This is a genomic window from Massilia sp. ST3, from assembly GCF_018119405.1.
Classification (GTDB): Bacteria; Pseudomonadota; Gammaproteobacteria; order Burkholderiales; family Burkholderiaceae_D; genus Telluria.
The window spans coordinates 1-18,681 of record NZ_JAGPWC010000086.1; the positions used below are offsets into that span (position 1 = coordinate 1).

General features: G+C 67.5%; 17 protein-coding genes and 1 pseudogene. 6 read left to right on the forward strand and 12 right to left on the reverse strand.

What is annotated here, in order from left to right:
• The first annotated feature begins 79 nt into the window (after positions 1 to 79).
• Genes gspE through KBW98_RS21120 form a run of 3 tightly spaced genes read left to right on the forward strand, consistent with a single transcriptional unit; the run spans position 80 to position 3,479 of the window.
• Positions 80 to 1,501, forward strand: a complete 1,422-nt coding sequence (gspE, locus tag KBW98_RS21110; protein WP_211522139.1) for a type II secretion system ATPase GspE — start codon at positions 80 to 82, stop codon at positions 1,499 to 1,501.
• A gap of 3 nt (positions 1,502 to 1,504) precedes the next feature.
• A complete protein-coding gene (gene gspF, locus KBW98_RS21115; RefSeq protein ID WP_211522140.1) occupies positions 1,505 to 2,725 on the forward strand; it encodes a type II secretion system inner membrane protein GspF in 1,221 nt (406 codons plus the stop codon).
• 13 nt (positions 2,726 to 2,738) lie between these two features.
• Complete coding sequence (locus KBW98_RS21120) at positions 2,739 to 3,479, forward strand: hypothetical protein (RefSeq protein ID WP_211522141.1); 741 nt, start codon at positions 2,739 to 2,741, stop codon at positions 3,477 to 3,479.
• A 9-nt stretch (positions 3,480 to 3,488) separates the two neighbouring features.
• Here KBW98_RS21120 and KBW98_RS21125 read toward each other — a convergent pair whose 3' ends face one another.
• The 8 genes from KBW98_RS21125 to KBW98_RS21160 all read right to left on the reverse strand — a co-directional run bounded on the left by KBW98_RS21125 (position 3,489) and on the right by KBW98_RS21160 (position 11,203).
• Positions 3,489 to 4,220 (reverse strand): helix-turn-helix domain-containing protein, encoded by a 732-nt coding sequence (locus KBW98_RS21125; protein WP_211522142.1) that lies wholly within the window; start codon positions 4,218 to 4,220, stop codon positions 3,489 to 3,491.
• Between the two features lie 174 nt (positions 4,221 to 4,394).
• The gene (locus KBW98_RS21130) at positions 4,395 to 4,598 is read right to left on the reverse strand and encodes a hypothetical protein (protein ID WP_211522143.1); all 204 of its coding nucleotides are present in this window, start codon (positions 4,596 to 4,598) and stop codon (positions 4,395 to 4,397) included.
• Between the two features lie 30 nt (positions 4,599 to 4,628).
• The gene (gene hslU / locus KBW98_RS21135; RefSeq protein WP_211522156.1) at positions 4,629 to 5,963 is read right to left on the reverse strand and encodes an ATP-dependent protease ATPase subunit HslU; all 1,335 of its coding nucleotides are present in this window, start codon (positions 5,961 to 5,963) and stop codon (positions 4,629 to 4,631) included.
• A gap of 14 nt (positions 5,964 to 5,977) precedes the next feature.
• Complete coding sequence (gene hslV / locus KBW98_RS21140; protein WP_211522144.1) at positions 5,978 to 6,514, reverse strand: ATP-dependent protease subunit HslV; 537 nt, start codon at positions 6,512 to 6,514, stop codon at positions 5,978 to 5,980.
• A 124-nt stretch (positions 6,515 to 6,638) separates the two neighbouring features.
• Complete coding sequence (locus KBW98_RS21145; protein WP_211522145.1) at positions 6,639 to 7,916, reverse strand: STAS domain-containing protein; 1,278 nt, start codon at positions 7,914 to 7,916, stop codon at positions 6,639 to 6,641.
• Between the two features lie 195 nt (positions 7,917 to 8,111).
• Positions 8,112 to 8,561 carry an RNA polymerase-binding protein DksA gene (dksA, locus tag KBW98_RS21150; RefSeq protein WP_211522146.1) on the reverse strand — a complete coding sequence of 150 codons (450 nt, stop codon included), beginning with the start codon at positions 8,559 to 8,561 and terminating at the stop codon, positions 8,112 to 8,114.
• Positions 8,562 to 8,759: 198 nt separating this feature from the next.
• Positions 8,760 to 9,830 (reverse strand): GTP-binding protein, encoded by a 1,071-nt coding sequence (locus KBW98_RS21155; protein WP_211522147.1) that lies wholly within the window; start codon positions 9,828 to 9,830, stop codon positions 8,760 to 8,762.
• 146 nt (positions 9,831 to 9,976) lie between these two features.
• The gene (locus KBW98_RS21160) at positions 9,977 to 11,203 is read right to left on the reverse strand and encodes an alpha/beta fold hydrolase (protein ID WP_211522148.1); all 1,227 of its coding nucleotides are present in this window, start codon (positions 11,201 to 11,203) and stop codon (positions 9,977 to 9,979) included.
• Between the two features lie 134 nt (positions 11,204 to 11,337).
• On the opposite strand from KBW98_RS21160, the gene KBW98_RS21165 reads away from it, so the two are divergent.
• Together KBW98_RS21165 and KBW98_RS21170 are read left to right on the forward strand one after the other, a co-directional pair.
• On the forward strand, positions 11,338 to 12,060 hold the full coding sequence (locus KBW98_RS21165) for an autoinducer binding domain-containing protein (protein WP_211522149.1): 723 nt from the start codon (positions 11,338 to 11,340) through the stop codon (positions 12,058 to 12,060).
• A 1-nt stretch (position 12,061) separates the two neighbouring features.
• Complete coding sequence (locus KBW98_RS21170; protein ID WP_211522150.1) at positions 12,062 to 13,372, forward strand: YiiX/YebB-like N1pC/P60 family cysteine hydrolase; 1,311 nt, start codon at positions 12,062 to 12,064, stop codon at positions 13,370 to 13,372.
• Between the two features lie 6 nt (positions 13,373 to 13,378).
• On the opposite strand, the gene xerC is transcribed toward KBW98_RS21170, so the two are convergent.
• The 4 genes from xerC to KBW98_RS21190 all read right to left on the reverse strand — a co-directional run bounded on the left by xerC (position 13,379) and on the right by KBW98_RS21190 (position 17,705).
• A complete protein-coding gene (xerC, locus tag KBW98_RS21175) occupies positions 13,379 to 14,320 on the reverse strand; it encodes a tyrosine recombinase XerC (protein WP_211522151.1) in 942 nt (313 codons plus the stop codon).
• A 23-nt stretch (positions 14,321 to 14,343) separates the two neighbouring features.
• Positions 14,344 to 15,009 (reverse strand): DUF484 family protein, encoded by a 666-nt coding sequence (locus KBW98_RS21180; RefSeq protein ID WP_211522152.1) that lies wholly within the window; start codon positions 15,007 to 15,009, stop codon positions 14,344 to 14,346.
• Between the two features lie 135 nt (positions 15,010 to 15,144).
• Positions 15,145 to 16,440: a porin gene (locus tag KBW98_RS21185; protein ID WP_211522153.1), complete on the reverse strand. Its 1,296-nt coding sequence runs from the start codon at positions 16,438 to 16,440 to the stop codon at positions 15,145 to 15,147.
• A 215-nt stretch (positions 16,441 to 16,655) separates the two neighbouring features.
• The gene (locus tag KBW98_RS21190; protein ID WP_211522154.1) at positions 16,656 to 17,705 is read right to left on the reverse strand and encodes a porin; all 1,050 of its coding nucleotides are present in this window, start codon (positions 17,703 to 17,705) and stop codon (positions 16,656 to 16,658) included.
• Positions 17,706 to 18,272: 567 nt separating this feature from the next.
• On the opposite strand from KBW98_RS21190, the pseudogene KBW98_RS21195 reads away from it, so the two are divergent.
• Positions 18,273 to 18,681, forward strand: a pseudogene (locus KBW98_RS21195) (SEL1-like repeat protein); the annotation flags it as partial.

The window sequence follows — 18,681 nt, forward strand, 5'->3', positions numbered from 1 at the left end:
GGCCAGGCCCCCGCTGCGCCCGCCGCGCCGGCATCACAATTTCGGCCGGTGACGCCACCGAACGGGAAGTGACCTCATCATGAACAATCTGTTGCCTTACGCCTTCGCCCGCGACCACGGCGTGCTGGCGCGCAGCGGCGACGAGCCGGGCCAGAGCGTGGAAGTGCTGGTCTCCAGCGCCACCGCGCCGGCCGCCATCGCCGAGGTATCGCGCCGTTTCGGCCGCATCACCCTGCGCCGCCTCGACCGTGGCGAGCTCGACGACGCCATCGCCAGCGCCTACGCAGGCGCGGGCGGCGACGCCTCGCAGGTGGCCGACGAGTTCGACGCCGACCTCGACCTGACCAAGCTGCTGCAGGACGTGCCGGCCATCGAAGACCTGCTGGAATCGTCCGACGACGCGCCCGTGATCCGCATGATCAACGCGCTGCTCACCCAGTCGCTGCGCGAAGGCGCGTCCGACATCCACATCGAGCCCTTCGAGCAGACCTCGGTGGTGCGCTTCCGCATCGACGGCGCGCTGCGCGACATCGTGCGGCCCAAGAAGGCCATCCATGCTTCGCTGATCTCGCGTATCAAGATCATGTCTCAGCTCGACATCGCCGAGAAGCGCCTGCCGCAGGACGGCCGCATCACCCTGCGCGTGGGCGGCAAGCCGGTCGACGTGCGCGTCTCGACCCTGCCCACCGGCCACGGCGAGCGCGCGGTGCTGCGTCTGCTCGACAAGGAAGCGGGCCGCCTCGACCTCAGCCACCTGGGCATGGCGCCGGAGATGCTGCCCCAGTTCGACCGCCTGATCAACCAGCCGCACGGGATCGTGCTGGTCACCGGCCCGACCGGTTCCGGCAAGACCACCACCCTGTACGCCGCGCTGTCGCGCCTGAATGCGTCCACCACCAACATCATGACGGTGGAAGACCCGATCGAGTACGACCTCAACGGCATCGGCCAGACCCAGGTCAACGCCCGCATCGACATGACCTTCGCCAAGGCCCTGCGCGCCATCCTGCGCCAGGACCCGGACGTGATCATGATCGGCGAGATCCGCGACCTGGAAACGGCCCAGATCGCGGTCCAGGCCTCGCTCACCGGCCACCTGGTGCTGGCGACCCTGCACACCAACGACGCCGCCGCCGCCGTGACCCGCCTGCTGGACATGGGCATCGAGCCTTTCCTGCTCTCGTCCTCGCTGCTGGGCGTGATGGCCCAGCGCCTGGTGCGCAAGCTGTGCGCGCAATGCAAGACCTTCGACGGCCAGGCCTGGCACCCGGTCGGCTGCGAGCGCTGCGGCCACACCGGCTACCACGGCCGGGTCGGCGTCTACGAGCTGCTCGAGACCACCGAAGCCATCCGCGCCCAGATCCACAACCAGGCTTCCGAAGCCGAGATCCGCGCCGCCGCCATCCAGACCGGCATGCGCACCATGCGCGACGACGGCGAGCGCTGGGTGCAGGACGGCACCACCACCCGCGCCGAGCTGCTGCGCGTGGTCAAGGACTAAGCGATGCCGGCCTTCCGTTACGATGCCGTCGACGCGGGCGGCGCCACGCGCAAGGGCGTGGTCAATGCCGACAGCCCGCGCGCCGCGCGCGCCGACCTGCGCACCCAGGGCCTGACGCCGCTGAGCGTGGAAGCGATCGCGGCCCAGGTCGACGAGAGCGGCGCCACCCGCTCGCGCGGTTTCGGCGAGCGCCTGTCCCAGGTCGAACTGGCCCTGTTCACGCGCCAGCTGGCCAGCCTGCTCGAAGCCGGGCTGCCGCTGGAGCAGGCCTTCACGGCCCTGCTGGAACAGGCCGAACGGCCCTACATGCGCGACCTGATCGCCTCGATCCGTTCCGAAGTGATGGGCGGCTCGGCGTTCTCGGCGGCGCTGTCGCGCCACCCGCGCGACTTCGCCGAGATCTACCGCGGCCTGGTCAGCTCGGGCGAGCAGATCGGCCAGCTCTCGCGCGTGCTGTCGCGCCTGGCGGACTACATCGAACGCCGCAACGCCCTGGTGCAGAAGGTACGCCTGGCCTTTACCTATCCGGCGATCGTCACCGTGGTGGCCTTCGCGATCGTGATCTTCCTGCTCACCTACGTGGTGCCGCAGATCGTCTCGGTGTTCGCCAACACCAAGCAGAAGCTGCCCTTCCTCACGGTGATGATGCTGGCGATCTCGGACTTCGTGCGCGCCTACGGCATCTACGTCGCGATCCTGGTCATCGCCGCCTTCTGGATGTGGCGGCGCGCGCTGCGCAACCCCGACCTCAAGCGGCGCTGGCACACCTGGCTCCTGAGCGCGCCGATCTACGGCAAGTTCGAGCGCAGCCTGAACACCGCACGCTTCGCCAGCACCCTGGCGATCACCACCGGATCGGGCGTGCCGATCCTGCGCGCGCTCGACACCAGCCGCGACACCTTGTCCAACGTGGCGATGCGCGAACTGGTGGAGCAGGCCACCGCCAGCGTGCGCGAAGGCGTGAGCCTGGCGCGGGCGCTGTCGGTGCAGAAGCATTTCCCGCCGATGCTGGTGCACATGATCCGCGCCGGCGAAGTCACCGGCGAACTGCCGGCCATGCTGGAGCGCGCCGCGAACTCCCAGCAGGCCGACCTCGAACGCCGCACCCTGACCATCGCCGGCCTGCTCGAGCCGGTCCTGATCCTGGCGATGGGCCTGGTCGTGCTGCTGATCGTGCTTGCGGTCCTGATGCCGATCATTGAAATCAACCAGCTGGTGCGCTGAAGCCAAGGAAACCATGAACAAGCGTTTGCCCCTTCTTCTCAGCCTGCTCGCCCTCATCCTGCTGGCGGCCTCGATCGCCTACTGGGTGCTGCAGCTGTACAAGCCCGAGCAGCGGCCGCTGGCCGCCGCCCCGGTGGTGAGCCAGGCCGAACCGAGCCCGGACGCCGCCGCGACCCTGTTCGGCGGCCAGCCCTCGGTGGCGGCCATCTCCAACTTCCAGCTGACCGGCGTGGTGTCGGCCGGCCCCAACAGCGCGGTCATCATCGTGGCCGACGGCGCGCCGCCGGTGGCGGTGCGCATCGGCCGCGAGATCGCGCCGGGGGTGGTGGTGCAGGAAGTGCATGCGAAATACGTGATGCTGTCCGACGGCGGCGTGATGAAGCGCGTGGAACTGGCGACCGACACCCGGCCGGCAGGCGGCGGCGCGGCGCCCCCGCCATCCTCCCCGGTGCCGGTGGCCGCCGCCCCGGCGCCAGGCGTCGAACCGCCGATGGCGCCGGGCGTGGTGAGCGCCCCGCCGGGCATGCAGCAGCCGGGCATGCAGCAGCCGGCCCCTTTGCCGGGCAACTACGAGCGCGGCGCGGCGCCGATGCAGGGGAATCCCCAGAGCGTGCCGGAGCCGCAGATGGACCCGGGTGCAACCGAAGGGCCGCCGGCCGATCCGAATGCGCCGCCGCCGCCGAACCAGGTGCAGATGCCGCCGCCGACGCGTTCGGTGAACAGCCCGGTGGGGCAGAATTCAACGACGCAGTAAGGGCGGCGCCTAGCGCCGCAAGGCCGTGAATGCGGCCAGCTCCCACGACCGGAACCCCACCAGCAGCGTGAACCCTTCACGCTCGTCCTCCGGCAAGCGGCGGTCGTTGCGATGCATCCTGGCCAGTTCCGCCGCCAGCTGCCCGATCTTCTGCGCCAGCTCCTGCGCACTCGCCGCCGACAGCCGCGCCGGCAGGCACAGCAAGGTCTCGCCGGCGCCGTCGAAGCCGCCCGCGAAGTAATCCGCCACCACGTGCTCGCGGAAGTAGCGCTGCACCGGCCCGTCGGGCAGCCAGCGGAAGGCGTTCGATACCCGCAGCGTGTAGCGGTTCAGCGGCTTGAGTTCGATCACGCCCAGCCGGTCGAGCTCCACCAGCAGCTTGATGCATTCCGCGTCGGTCAGGCGGTAGGTCTCGACGATCTGCTCCAGGCTCCAGTGGCCGAGGCAGCAGATCGCCACCAGCAGCAGGCGCGGATTGGCCACCAGCGAGGTTTCCTGCGGCAGGCTCAGGGTATCGGCCTGGGGCCGTGCCTCGAGCGCGCCGCGCAACACCTCTTCCATCGCGATGCCCGTCACCTGGCAGATCTGCGCCAGGCGCGACAAGGCCATGTCCTTCTGCCCGAACATGCGCTTGACGCTCGATTCGCTCACGCCGATACGTTCGGCCAGCGCCTTGTAGGTGATGCCGGCCGCGCGCAGCTGGGCGCGCAGGACGTCGAGGACGAGGTCGGGTGAGCTCATGGGGCGGTCGATGATGTGGTTGATCCGGGGACTCTACCGGTGAACGGCGCGGCAAACAAGCGCAAGTCGGTATGCATGCGTGGCGAAGCGGCCAACCCTACGTTTCACGCGCCAAAAAAAAGCGGGCACACGCAGTGCCCGCAAGAGGAGACGCTTTGCACCGGCGCGGACGGTTTACTCGTCCTCGTCCGCAACCAGTTTGACTTTCTTGAGGTCCCGCTTGGCCGCCTGCCGTTCGCTCGACAGGGGCTTGGCGTGCGGCCCAGCCGCGCGCGCCTTGGCCAGGGCCGCGATCGGGTTGCGCGGCTTGCCGAATTGTTGCGAGGGTTCGACCCGCAGGCGCATCTTCTGCCGGGTCGCCAATGCCTTGTTCGCCATGCGGGCCTCCGTGGGAATTACAGCACTCGGTTAAAGCACGTAGCGCGACAGGTCTTCGTTGACCGCCAGCTTGTCGAGCCGTTCGTTGACATAGGACGCGTCGATGCGCACCACCTGCTCCTTCTCGCCGCCGGCGCCGAAGGAGATCTCTTCGAGCAGCTTTTCCATCACCGTGTACAGGCGGCGCGCGCCGATGTTCTCGGTGCGTTCGTTCACCGAGAACGCGATCTCGGCCAGGCGGTGGATGCCGTCCTCGAGGAACTCGATCCTGACGCCTTCGGTGGCCAGCAGCGCCTCGTACTGCTTGGTCAGGCTGGCGTCGGTCGAGGTCAGGATGCTCTTGAAGTCCTCGATCGAGAGCGACTCGAGCTCGACCCGGATCGGGAAGCGGCCCTGCAGCTCGGGAATCAGGTCCGAAGGCTTGGACAGGTGGAAGGCGCCCGAGGCGATGAACAGGATGTGGTCGGTGCGGATCATGCCGTACTTGGTGTTCACCGTGGTGCCCTCGACCAGCGGAAGCAGGTCGCGCTGCACGCCGGCGCGCGAGACGTCGGCGCCGCCGTGCTCGGAACGGGTGGCGATCTTGTCGATCTCGTCCAGGAACACGATGCCGTTCTGCTCGACGTTGGCGATCGCCTTCTGTTTCAGCTCGTCCTCGTTGACCAGCTTGGCGGCTTCCTCCTCGACCAGCAGCTTCATCGCTTCCTTGATCTTCATCTTGCGCGCCTTCTTGCGCGCATTGCCCACGCCGGCGAACATCGACTTGATCTGCTCGGTCATTTCTTCCATGCCCGGCGGCGCCATGATTTCCATCTGCGGCATGGCGTCGGCGACTTCGATCTCGATCTCGCGGTCGTCGAGCGAGCCTTCGCGCAGGCGCTTGCGGAAGGTCTGGCGGGTGGCGTCGCCTTCCTTGCTGTCGCCGTTGTTGACGTTGAAGCCGAAGTCGCGCGCCGGCGGCACCAGGATGTCGATGATGCGGTCCTCGGCCGCGTCCTCGGCGCGCTGGCGCACCTTCTTCTGTTCGCTGGCGCGGGTCTGCTTCACGCCGATGTCGATCAGGTCGCGGATGATGGTGTCGACGTCGCGGCCGACGTAGCCGACCTCGGTGAACTTGGTGGCTTCGATCTTGATGAAGGGCGCGTCGGCCAGCTTGGCCAGGCGGCGCGCGATCTCGGTCTTGCCGACCCCGGTCGGGCCGATCATCAGGATGTTCTTCGGGGTGATCTCGTGGCGCAGCGGTTCCTCGACCTGCTGGCGGCGCCAGCGGTTGCGCAGCGCGATCGCGACCGCGCGCTTGGCCTTGGCCTGGCCGACCACATGCTTGTCCAGTTCGGAGACGATTTCGGGTGGGGTCATGTTCATGATGGCGGCCATGCTCAATCCAGGGTTTCGATGATGTGGGACAGGTTGGTATAGATGCACAGCTCGCCGGCGATGGTCAGCGCCTTCTTGACGACCTCGGCGGGCGGCAGCTCGGTGTTCTCGTACAGGGCCTTGGCGGCGGACTGGGCGTAGACGCCGCCCGAGCCGATCGCGCCGATGCCGTCTTCCGGCTCCAGCACGTCGCCGTTGCCGGTGATGATCAGGGTCGATTCCTTGTCGGCCACCAGCAGCATCGCTTCCAGGCGGCGCAGCACGCGGTCGGTGCGCCAGTCCTTGGCCAGTTCGACCGAGGCGCGCAGCAGGTTGCCCTGGTGTTTCTCGAGCTTGGCTTCGAAGCGGTCGAGCAGGGTGAAGGCATCGGCGGTGCCGCCGGCGAAGCCGCACAAGACCTTGCCCTGGTACAGCTTGCGTACCTTGCGGGCCGAGCCCTTCATGACGACGTTGCCGAGCGTGACCTGGCCATCGCCGCCGAGCGCAACCTGGTTGCCGCGCCTTACGCTGACGATGGTGGTGCCGTGAAATTGTTCCATGTTTGACCTCGTGGTTGTCTAGCAAGGCGCAGGTGGGGGCCGTGCACTAAATTGCAAGACAAACGCGACAGTCAATGCATTCGCGGAGGAAAGAAACTACCCTCCCTCCTTCGGCAGGGAGGCGTCAATACCGGTGCGGATACAGCTTCAGGCCCGCGTCCGCGCCCAGCAGGCGCAGCAGGGCGGTGACGAGGTGGTTCAGCTCGCGCAGCTCGACCCGCTTGCCGCTTGCCATGTGGGTGCGCAGGTGGGCCAGCAGGGCGCTGGCGCAGACATAGTCCATGCGCGCCAGGCGCGAGCAGTCCAGCACCAGGGTGTCGCGCCCGGCCGCATAGGCGTCGATGGCCGCGCACAGCGGGGCCGCGTCGTGGGCCAGCACGGCCGGCAGCATGAAGCGGTCGCCGCCGCCCGCGGCCGGCGCAGTCGCCGACACCGCGGTGGAGACATGCCGGGGCGCCTCGAAGGAGGGCGGCGACACCTCGAAGGTGACGCAGTAGTCCATCGCGGTTTCCTCGAAATCCTTTTCGCGCCGGGTCAGGAGCAGCAGTTCGAGCAGCAGCAGCCAGGGCGCCTGGCTGGCCTCGCGCGCGCCGATCGCCAGCATCGGGCGCAGCACCGCCAGCAGCTGGTCGGCGCCGGCCAGCACCAGCTCGCGGCCGCCCGCGCGCAACGCCTGCAGCGCCGCCAGCAGGCGCGCGCAGCCATCCTCGTCCGCGCTGCGCACCGCGCCGAAATCGAGGCGTATCAGTGGCGCGCTGCTCGCCAGCAGGCGCGCCAGGCTGGGCGCCACGCCCGCGTCCAGCACGGCGCCGAAGCGTTCGGCGGCGGCCAGGGCCGGCGCCTGGCGGGCAGGGTCCGGCGCGGGCAGCAGCGGCTGCCAGGCGGGAGGAGAGGTCTCGAAGTGGCTGGCGTAGTCGATCGCGACGCTCTCGAATTCCTGCTCGCGGCCGGTGGCCTGGTACAGGTCGAACAGCATCCACCACGGCAGGCGCTCGTGGCGCCCCAGGGTGGCCAGGCTGTCGCGCAGCAGCTGCTCGGCCAGCGGCGCCTGGCCGTTGGCGTACAGGATGGCGCTTTCCTCGACCACCGGGGCGCTGGCGGGCGCGGCTGCCGGTTCGGGCGCTTCCTCGGGTTCGGCCGGGCCGTCGAAGGCGGCGGTCGTGGCGGCCGGGCGGCGGGCGCCGCTGCCCCAGTCGGGCTCGTCGTTGAAGATGCTGGACGCCATCTCGAGCTCGATCTCGTCGATCTTGGCGGCGGTGGCGCGGGCGATCTCGCGCTGGCGCTCGCGCTCGGCTTCGCTGTCCAGGCGCGAGGGTTCGCCGGCGCGCAGCCGGGTCTCGGGCGCCAGGAGGCCTGCGCCCGCATCGTCGTTCTTTCTCTTCAGGAAGGAGAAAAGCCCCATGTCACTGTGATCCCTCAGCCAGCCCGTCCGTGCAAAACGGTAGCACGGCGCGGACGCCCGCGTGCTGCGCACACGCGGCGGCAGGTAGTGTATCCGAAGGGACACAAAAACATGCACGCTTGATGGAAGGGACCGTACAAACAAAAAAAGCATGCGCAGGTAGACGCATGCTTTTTTCGTGGAGCGGCAAGTGGGTCAGTCGCCGTAGAGTTTTTGCTTGAGTTCGCGGCGCTGCTGGGCTTCCAGCGACAGCGTCGCGGTGGGACGGGCGATCAGGCGCGGAATGCCGATCGGCTCGCCGGTTTCTTCACACCAGCCGTACTCGCCGGCCTCGATGGCTTGCAGCGATTGCTGCACTTTCTTGAGCAGCTTGCGCTCGCGGTCGCGGGTGCGCAGTTCCAGGGCGTGCTCTTCTTCGATCGTCGCCCGGTCGGCCGGATCCGGCACCAGCACGGTTTCGCGCAGGTGTTCGGTGGTTTCTCCGGCGTTCTTCAGCAGTTCCTTCTCGAGCTCCTGCAGGCGATTCTTGAAGAATGCCAGCTGGGCCGGATTCATGTAGTCGTCGTCGCTCATCGCCCGAATCTCTTCTTCCGTCAGGAGGCGTTCTTCGGGTTGGGCGGTATTCGGTTTCGTTGTTTTAGTCATGATGCCTTCGATACGACAGAGGTTTCATTGTATCAGCTTGCTCAGCCGTGACACCCCATTGCGGCTGGCGTGCGCGGGGAGCAGCTGCCTTGATGGCGTCGAGCGCCATCCCTTCTCTCTGGTGGCCAGCGAACTGTTTTTCCAACTCCTGGGGCAGGGGTCAGGCAGGCCGTGGCTTACCAGTAAAACTGATGTAGTTTATACCAAACATTGTTCGAGGCCGCTGATAAAAACGTCCTTTGGTAAATTTTTGCCAATAAACACCATTTTGCTGGCAGGTGTCTCGTTTTCGCCCCATTTCGGGCCCACGTCGCTGCCCATGATCTGGTGCACGCCCTGGAACACCACCTTGCGGTCGACGCCCTGCATGCGCAGCACGCCCTTGTAGCGCAGCATCTGCGGACCGAAGACCTGCACCAGGCTGCCCAGGAACTGTTCCAGGCGCTCGGGGTCGAAGGCGCGCTCGCTCTTGAACACGAAAGCGGCGATGTCGTCGGTGTGATGGCTGTGGTGGTGGTCGTGGGCGCAGGCCTCGCCGTGGGCGTGCTCGTGGCCGCAGTGGGCATGGTCGTGCTCATGATCGTGGTCGTGATCGTGATCGTGGCCTTCCTCGACGCGCAGGAAGTCGGGGTCGAGTTCCAGCTTGTCGTTCAGGTTGAAGCCGCGCAGGTCGAGCACGTCCGCGATCGGCGCGCGGCCGAAGTCGCTGGTCGAGATCGGGGCGCGCGGGTTCATGCGGTGCAGGCGCGCCTTGAGCGCGTCGACGGCGGCCGCGTCCACCAGGTCGGTTTTCGAGAGCAGGATCTTGTCCGCGAAACCGACCTGGCGCTGGGCTTCCTCGTGCCGGTCCAGCTGGTCCATCGCGTGGCGCGCATCGACCACGGTGACCACGGCGTCGAGCAGGTAGTTAGCGCCCACTTCTTCGTCCACGAAGAAGGTCTGGGCCACCGGGCCGGGATTCGCCAGGCCGGTGGTTTCGATGACCACGCGGTCGAAGCTGATCTCGCCGGCGGCGCGCTTCTGCGCCAGGCTGGTCAGCGCCACGATCAGGTCGCCGCGCACGGTGCAGCAGATGCAGCCGTTGTTCATCTCCACGATCTGCTCGCCCGTGTCCTGCACCAGGATCTCGTTGTCGATGTTCTCCTGGCCGAATTCGTTCTCGATGACGGCGATGCGCATGCCGTGCTCTTCCTGCAGGATGCGGTTGAGCAGGGTGGTTTTGCCCGCGCCGAGGAAGCCGGTCAGGATGGTGCTTGGGATCAGGTCCATGGTTCGCTACTCGTTCAGAAGGGTCCGGGATGGAGGTCCGGGGTGGACAGGAGAATCGGGGGATTATGCCGCAATTCTTGCAAGACCACCATCAACCGTCCGGGCGCTTGATAAAGCTCAAGCAACCCTTCCGAGCGAGACGCGGGTCAAGGAGAGGCCGCCAGCGCCCGCTCGGCCTTGTCCAGGTTGCCGCGGTAGCCGGCCAGGGCCTTGCCCTGCTTGCCCTGGGCCTCGGCCAGGGCGAGGGCCTTCTGGAACTGGGCCCTGGCGGCGGCCGGCTGGCCGGTGGCCAGCAATCCTTCGCCATAGCTGTCCTGGGCATTGGCCGAGTCGGTGAAGCGTTCGGCGTTCGCCTGCATGACCCGTACCGCCAGCTGCGCCTGCTTGCGCGGGCCGAGCAGCTCGTAGGCGATGCGGTTGCGCTCGGCTTCGTCGAAGCCGCTCGCGGCCAGCGCCGCGCCGACGTCGGCGCCGTCCTGCGCAAGGCGCTGGAACAGGGCCGTGCGCGCCTGCGCCAGCTTGCGCCGCGCTTCCTGGTCATCCGCGGTGGCGATCACCTGGCGCACGGCGCTCACGACCAGTTCCGGCTGTTCCAGGTGGATATTGTGGCCGCTGTCGGGCGTGACCACGTGGCTGCCGCTGCTGAACTCGCGGAACAGGCTGTCGTGCAGCCCGCGCCAGACCTTGACCGCGGCCGGCGTTTCCAGGAACAGCTGGGGCGCTTCGCGCTGCTGGACCGAGGTCAGCACCGCCACGGGGACGTCCGGCAGCTTGCCGGGCGCACCGAGTGCGCCGCGTTCCAGGATCGCCTGGACGCTGTGCAGCTCGGCCCGCATGGCAGGCGGCGTGAAGCCTTCGATGGCGCGGTTGTCGCTGTCGACGCGGGCCGCATCGAGCTTGCGCAGCTCGAGTTCGAAGCGTTCGTGGCTGGGGTCGACGAAGACCATGCCGGCCACCTGGTCCGGATGGCGCGCGGCGTAGCTGCGGATCAGGAAGGCGCCATAGGAATGTCCGACCAGGATGAAGGGTGGCTGCAGCCTGGCTGCCGTGACCAGTTGTTCGAGCTCGCTGGTGCGGGCGGCCAGGTCGACGGCCCCCGGGCGCGGGTCGGAGCGGCCGAGCCCGGCGCGCGAATAGGCGACCACCGTCGCCGCGTCCGCCAGCGCGGGCGCCACGCGGCGCCAGACCGTCAGGTCGCGCCCGAAGCCGGCTTCCAGGATGACGGTATAGCGGCCCTTGCCGAGCGTCGCCATCTGCACCTGGTAGTCGCCGACCTTGATCTGGTCCTGGGCCGGGGCGGGAAGGGCGGCGGCCATCAGGGCGCACAGGAGGACGGCGGCGGCGCCGGGACGGCGCGCGAATGCAAGGTGCATGAAGGCTCCGGAAATCGTTGCCGCCGTTGCCGCCAGGGGCGACAATCCGACGGCGAGGTCCATTGTAGGAAGCGGGGGCCGGACTCGAAACTGTCAAAAATAACAGCCGCAACAGCAGACGGACAGGAGACGCGATGGCAGTGATGGGAGAAGCGGTGGCCGGCTGGCGCGGCCGCCACCTGGAAGGAATGGCGCGGGCGTGCGACGCCGACAGCCTGCTCGCCGTCCTGGCCGCGGCGGCGCGCGAGCTCGGGTTCGACTACTGCGCCTATGGCATGCGCCTGCCGCTGCCGCTGTCGAATCCGGCCACCGTCATGGTGAATAATTACCCGCAGGCCTGGCAGGCCCGCTATGCCGCCGCCGGCTACCTGGCGGTCGACCCCACGGTGGCGCACGGCGTCGCCTCGCTCGATCCGCTGGTGTGGAGCGAGGCGCTGTTCGCCGGCGCCCGCCCGCTATGGGAAGAAGCGCGCGGCCACCAGCTCCGGATCGGCTGGGCCCAGTCCTCGCGTGCGGCCGACGGCAGCGCCGGCATGCTGACCCTGGCCCGCTCGCACGAGCGGCTTTCCGACACCGAGCTGGCGCGCAGCGAACGCGACATGATCTGGCTGGCGCACGCGGCGCACGAAGCCATGGTCAGGCTGCAGGGACAGAAGCAGCCGCGGGCCCCGCTCAGCGTGCGCGAAGCCGAAGTGCTGCGCTGGATGGCGGACGGCAAGACCTCGAGCGAGGCCGCCATCATCCTGGGCCTGTCGGAACGCACGGTGAACTTCCACGTGGCGAACGCCCTGCTGAAGCTGGGCGCGGCCAACAAGACCGCCGCCGTGGTCAAGGCGGCCTTGCTGGGGCTGCTCTAGGATGACGCCCGCTCCGCAAGCGCAAGCGAAATTCGACCCCCTGTCGATCCAGGCCGGGGACATCATCTTCGTGCTTCCCCGGTCCTCGGGCTGGTCCTGGCTGAAGCAGCAGGCCAATGTGCAAGGCCAGCATCTACTGGCCAAGATACGCAGGGCGAAGCGGCTGGGGCTGGCGGCAAGGGTGCGCAAGTACTCGCATGTCATGCTTGGCGTGGGCGGTGGGCTCATCATCCACGCGGACGGCAAGAAAGTGGCCCTGGAAGTCGTGACCGACGCCCTGGACTTCGCCTCGACCAGCTACCAGGTGTTCCGGCAAACCGGTTTGCCGGCCGCCACTGCGGCCCAGGTCGCCAAGGCGGGGATCCGCTACATGCAGCAGAAGTACAGCTTCGCCGCGTATTTCAAGAAAACCCGTGAAGACGATACGACGCAGTTCTGCTCGCGACTGGTGGCGCATGCCTACCGCGCCGCCGGCATGCCCTTGGGCGCGCTTGCCGACAAGGATGTGCTGCCGCTGGACCTGTACATGCTGTGCCAGGAGGCGCCGTGGACGGACGTGACGGAAGAAAGCTTTCACCGGCCGCTGTCTACCGAGGCCGAGGCGCTCGCGGGCGAGATCGGGATTCCCGGCCAAGGGGCGCCGTCCCTGTCCGAGTTTTTTGACAGGTCGGATAAGCTGTTGCTCGACAGTGCGCAGATGCACAAGCAGTTCCAGGAGATGCGGCATCAAAGCTATCGCCGCATCTTGCACGTGGAGGGCTTGCTGGCCCAGTATTGCGTGCTCATGTTCACGCACGCCAAGCAATTGCGCACCAGCCCTGCCGACATCGACGACAGCTTCGCGGGAAAGATCGCCGGTGTGCTGGGTCAGATCGATACCCTGCTGGACCTGGCCTCCCTGCCGGACATCGACCTGCTGATCGAGAATACTCTCATCAATACCGACACGGGTGCGTCCGACAGCGAGTACGCAGGCATGCCCGGCGCGGCTGCGGTGCGGGAAATGCAAACCGGCCGGGAAACCATCCTGTGCTACACGTATTTGCTGCTGGCGGAAACCGGGCTGCTCAGCATCGTTGCGCATATCGTACCGCACGACAAATTCGAGGCATTCAGGGCCGTCGACCGCGAACGTGCAAGCGGCTTTCTTGCCGCGTTGCTCCAGGCCGGCGAGCTGAAGGAGTATGCGGAGGCCGAGAACGCTTTTGCCTGGGTCGACATCGAAGCGGATCGCGACTTCTGCCGCCAGTCCTACAAGAGCATCCTCGCCTTGCTGGAGATCGTCCGGATCGCGACCGCCCGGCAGGCCTGACGCCGCTTACTTGGACTTGGCGCGCGGATGGGCGCGGTCGTACACCGCCGCCAGGTGCTGGAAATCGAGCGAAGTATAGACCTGGGTCGAAGTGATGCTGGCATGTCCGAGCAATTCCTGCACCGCGCGCAGGTCGCCCGAGGATTGCAGCAGGTGCGAGGCGAAGGAGTGGCGCAGCACGTGCGGGTGCACGTGCACCGGGCTGCCGGCGCGCAGGGCGTGCTGCTTGAGGCGCTGCTGCACCACGCGCGGCGTGATGCGGGTGGCGCGCGCCGACAGGAACAGGGCGGCGCTGCCGTCGCGCGCGCCGGGGCGCACCGCCAGCCAGGCCTCGAGCGCCGCGCGCGCGGGGCCGCCGACCGGCACCCGGCGCATCTTGCCGCCCTTGCCGGTGACGACCACTTCGCCCGCCGCGCGGTCCAGCCAGCCGAGCGAGGCCGGCTGGCCGGCTTGCGCTTCCGTGTAGGCCAGGTCCAGGCCGCTCAGTTCCGACACCCGCAGGCCGCTCGAATACAGCAGCTCGAACATGGCCCGGTTGCACAGCTCGAAGGGTTCCGGGTGGCCGTGGACATTCGCTTCCATCAACTGCACGGCGGCGTCCACCGCCAGCGCCTTGGGCAGGGTCTTGGGACGTTTCGGGGCGCGCACGCCCTCGACCGGGTTGGCCGGCAGCGCCGCGTGGCGCGCCAGCCATTCGTAGAAGCCGCGCCAGCCCGAGAGCTTGCGCGCGATCGAGCGCGCCGACTGGCCGCCGGCATGCAGCTTGGCCGTGAAGCGGCGGATATCGAAATGGGTCAGGCGCGGCCAGTCGCTGTGGCCGGCCAGCTGGGCGAGTTCATGGAGGTCGCGCCGGTAGGCCTCGACGGTGTGCGGCGAGAGCTGGCGCTGGGTGGCCAGCTCGCCCAGGTAGCGCGCCGCCCAGTCGGTGGCATCGGCCGGCGCGCTCATGCTTCTTGTGCCCTGGGCGCGGCTCAGGCGCGCAGCGGGGCCAGCGCGGTGCTGGCGGTGGCGGCGATGTGGACCAGGAACTCGGTTCCCATCACGGTGGTGAAGCGGTCCGGATCGGGCGAGCCCAGCACCAGCATGCCGAAGGTCTGGCCCGGCTGGCCCAGGGGCAGCATCACGGTCGAGCGCACGGCGGACGGGTCGTCCAGCCAGCGCACCGCCTCGAAGTCGTTGTTGGGGCCGCAGTAGGGCGCGCGCAGGCTGTTGGCGAAGATGCGCGCGTCGTCCGACACGCCGCCGGTGAACCACTCGCCGGCATGGTCCGGCGCCACGTTCCACAGGCGCAGGCTCACCTGGGGCACCGAGAAGTGGATGCGCAGGCCTTCGGCCAGGTCGCGCGCCATCGCCGCGCCGCCCTTCGACACCAGCAGGGCCTGGGTCCAGGCGTGGAAGCGGTTGGCGATGGCGGCGTTTTCCTCGGCGCGGCGGGTCAGTTCGGCCAGGCGCAGCTCGAGGGCGCGGTACTTGTCGCGCATGACTTCCATCTGGCGCTCCTGCAGCGACACGGCGCGGCCGGTCAGCGGGCTGGACAGTTTGACCTCGCCCAGCAGGCCGGCGTGTTCCTCGAAGAACTGCGGATGGTCGATCAGGTATTGCGCGACGGCGCTGGAGTCCAGGGTGGCGGTGGTCATGTAAATCTTCGGTGGATTAAGTAGGTGCAAGGGTGCATTTTACCCGAGCCGGACAGCGAAACGCCCGGGCAAGAAAAAAGACGCCCGCAGGCGTCTTTCGGACGGCGGGCTTGCGCCCGCCCCAGGTACAAGGTATCAGAAGCGGTGACGGATGCCGACCTGCAGCGCGCGGCCGTCTTCGCCCGGGCCCTTGGTGAAGCCGCCCGGATTGCCGGCGGTGCCAGGAGCGTACTGGGCTTCGTTCTTGTTCTTGATGTTGGCGACCACGGTGTACAGGTCGGTGCGCTTGGACAGGAAGTGGTCGTAGCCGATCGCGAACAGGTTGGCGTCGCTGTTCGACGCGGTACGGTCGTTCTGGTGCGCGTACGAAGCCATCACGCGGCCGCTGCCGATCTTGTAGTGCAGGCCGAACTGGTAGCTGTTCGCGTCCTGCACGGTGTTGGCGGCGATGGTGCGCGAGAAGAAGGCGCGCAGGGCGGTCTGGTTGGCGGCAGGAACGCCACCGGCGGTCAGCTGCGGCACCACGACGCTGTCCCAGCCGGCCAGGTAGTCCGGCAGCAGGGCCGAGTTGGTGTTGCGCTGGCTGTGGAAGCCGGCGAAGATCTTCCACTCGTTCAGGGTGTAGGAACCGCCCACGGTGGTGGTGCGCAGGCTCGGACGGTCCTGGCGGTCGTAGCCGTGGTTGTAGCCGATGCCGACGTCGAAGCCGTTGGCCTTGTAGGTCACGTGGCCGGCGCGGAACTTGTTGTAGCGGCCCAGGTAGCCCGAACCTTTGCCGCCGTACATCAGCGCGGCGCCGATGCCGTTCGGCAGGGCGATGCGGTACTGGACGGCTTCCTGCGAGCGGATGTCGGCGCTCAGGGCGGTGAAGCCGGCGGTGCCGCCGGTTACGTGGCCCCAGGTGCCCGCGGTGCCCGACTCGAAGGTGTCGGCCATGTTGAAGACTTCATAGCCCGGGGTGTACATGCGGCCGATCAGGAAGGCGCCGACCGGGGTGACCAGGCCGACCATCGCCATGCGGTCGAACAGCGCGCGTTCCTGGTTGACGGCCGGGCCGCCAGGCGGCTGGATCGCGGCCTGCAGGCCGGTCAGCAGGCGGTCGCGGACCGGCGCCGGGAGAGGCATGGCATCCATGCCGCGCAGCAGGTAGCGGCCGGGATTGTCGTTCATCAGGGTCGGCTGCTGGGTGCCGGTGTCGAGCTCGACGCGCGCTTCCAGGTTGAACATCGCCTTGAAGCCATTGCCCAGGTCTTCGGTACCTTTGAAGCCGATGCGCGAACCGTCTGCGCCGCCGCTGTAGATCTTGGTCGGGCCGCCTTTCTGGAACATCACGCCGGCGTCGGCGATGCCATAGATCTGGACGCTGGTCTGGGCCAGGGCGGAAGTGGCAAAGGTGGCGCCGAGCAGGGCGGCGATGAGGCTCTTCTTCATTGGGTCTCCGTGTTATGTTCTTGGCTAGCGAGTTGCTTTAACTCACCTTGCCAATATGCCATCCGCCTTGCGCCCTGTACAGAACGCTCGTGCGGAAAGTTGACGAAGTCGGCTTCTCGTTGTGAAAACACTACAAGGAGCGAGGTAAACGACAAGGGCGGACATGGTTTCCCACGTCCGCCCCGGGTCTGGCGCGGCAGCAGCCCGCCTGGCGCTTAGAACGAGTGGTTGATGCCGACGTCGTAGTGGTTCACGGTCGACGGCACGGCGGTCATGCCCTTCTTGCGCGATGCGTCCACGTACAGGTAGGTGCGCTTCGACAGGCTGTATTCGTAGCCCAGGGAGAACTGCTTGACCTTCTGCAGGCCGTCGGTGTCCTTCTGGCCATAGCCGGCCAGGAACTTGCCCGGACCCATGCTGTAGTTGGCGCCCAGCACCCACGACTTGGTGTCGGCGTTCAGGATGCGGTTGTGCTCCTGGTCCTGCTTGCTGTAGGTGCCCATCAGCTTCAGTTCCGGGGTGGCGTTGACCGACGCGCCAACCGACCAGACCTTCGATTCGATCGCGTTGCGTTCGTAGCCGGCCATGAAGGCCGCCGGACCGTTGTTGTAGGTCGCGCTGACCGAGAACGGGTTGGCCGAAGCTTCGGCGCCGGCCGGGTATTGCGGCGCGGCCGCGGTGCCGCGGCCGATCACGGCTGCGCCGCCGGTGTTTTCCTTGGTGGCGATCGCGGTGTTCAGCTGGAAGCCGCTGACGATCGGCGAGTTGTACCAGACGGCATTGCTCCAGCGGTTATGCGAGGCGCCCGACGGGTCCAGCGGCTGCGAGGTGTAGCCGGCGACGCTCAGGTCGGTGTAGAAACCGGAAGGCGAGGGCAGCGCGTGGAAGGGCTCGAAGGCGCCGATGGTCTCGTGGTACGGGGTCAGGCCGCGGCCAATGCGCAGCATGCCGAAGTCGCCTTGCAGGCCGACGCGGCTCTGGCCCTGGAACAGCTGGCGCTGCACGCCGTTGCCGCCCACTTCGAGGGTGCCGGTGTCCGGCTCGTAGCGGATCTCGAGCTGGAACAGCGCCTTCAGGCCGTTGCCCAGTTCTTCCGTGCCTTTGAATCCCAGGGTATTGGCGGCGCGCTTGCCGATGTTCAGGGACTGGCCGGTACGCTTGATGATGCCGGCATCCAGGTTGCCGTAGATCTGTACCGAGGTTTGCGCGTGGGCCGCGCCGGCGAATGCGCCAAGCAGTGCGGCGGCCAGGAGGGATTTCTTCATTCTTCGTGTTCCTTGATTAAGTTACGCTTCATCCTGAGCATTGAGACCTGTGCTGAATCCTCGGATGCGTGCACCTTAATAGTTTCCTGCGACAAGATTGACTGATTGGTCAATTATGGCGGGCGCACTTGGTGGAAAGCCAATAAATCCAATCGTGTTGTTGTTTTTTTGAAACGTGCATCATTCACGATGTAACAAATTCACAGCAGCATGGATGGCAGGGCGCGTGCCGGCCGCCGAACGCCCTGCCGTAGAGCGGAAGGCCAGCCCGCCGCGCCTTGGCCGCCCGGTTCGCTGACTTTGCGCCCCCGCCGCCCTCCCGGCTACTACAGCCCAGCCCGGTTTTCAGCGTTTGCGGCGGCGCAAACAAAGCCATGGCTTGAAACGAATCGGCCCCGGCCGCGGCTTAGACTCTGCCCCACATCCGCGTGCGTGGCGACGCACCGTGTCAATACCTTGTATATTGGCAACTTTTCCGCCGAGCTGACCTGGCTCGCGCCCTAGCCTGCCGTCTTGCGTCGCCACTGCGCTTTTGCCGACCTGACTTACCAATGGTTTATTCGAACAATGGCTAACCGCGAAGAACTGGCGATCATCCGCAACGCCCGGGCCGGGCAGGCTGCCGCCCAGCTCGAGCTGGGCAAGCGCTACCTGTTCGGCAGCACCGGGCTGCCGCAGAGCCTGCCAACCGCCCTGCACTGGCTGGAGCGGGCTGCGAAGCAGGACTGCGCCCCTGCGTGGCAATTAATCGGCAATCACATCCCTTTCGAACTGGCCCAGCGCAAGGGCCTGGAGCTGCTGTCCTGGTACGAGCGCGCCTATGACGACGGCAGCGTCCATGCCGGACTGGTGTTCGCCCAGCTGGTGCTGGACGCCGGTCCCGCCGCCCCGCCGGAGGCCCGCGCCAAGGCCTTGCACGTGCTGGAAGACGCGGCGCGCGCCGGCTTTGCCCATGCGCAGTGGCTGCTGGCCCAGC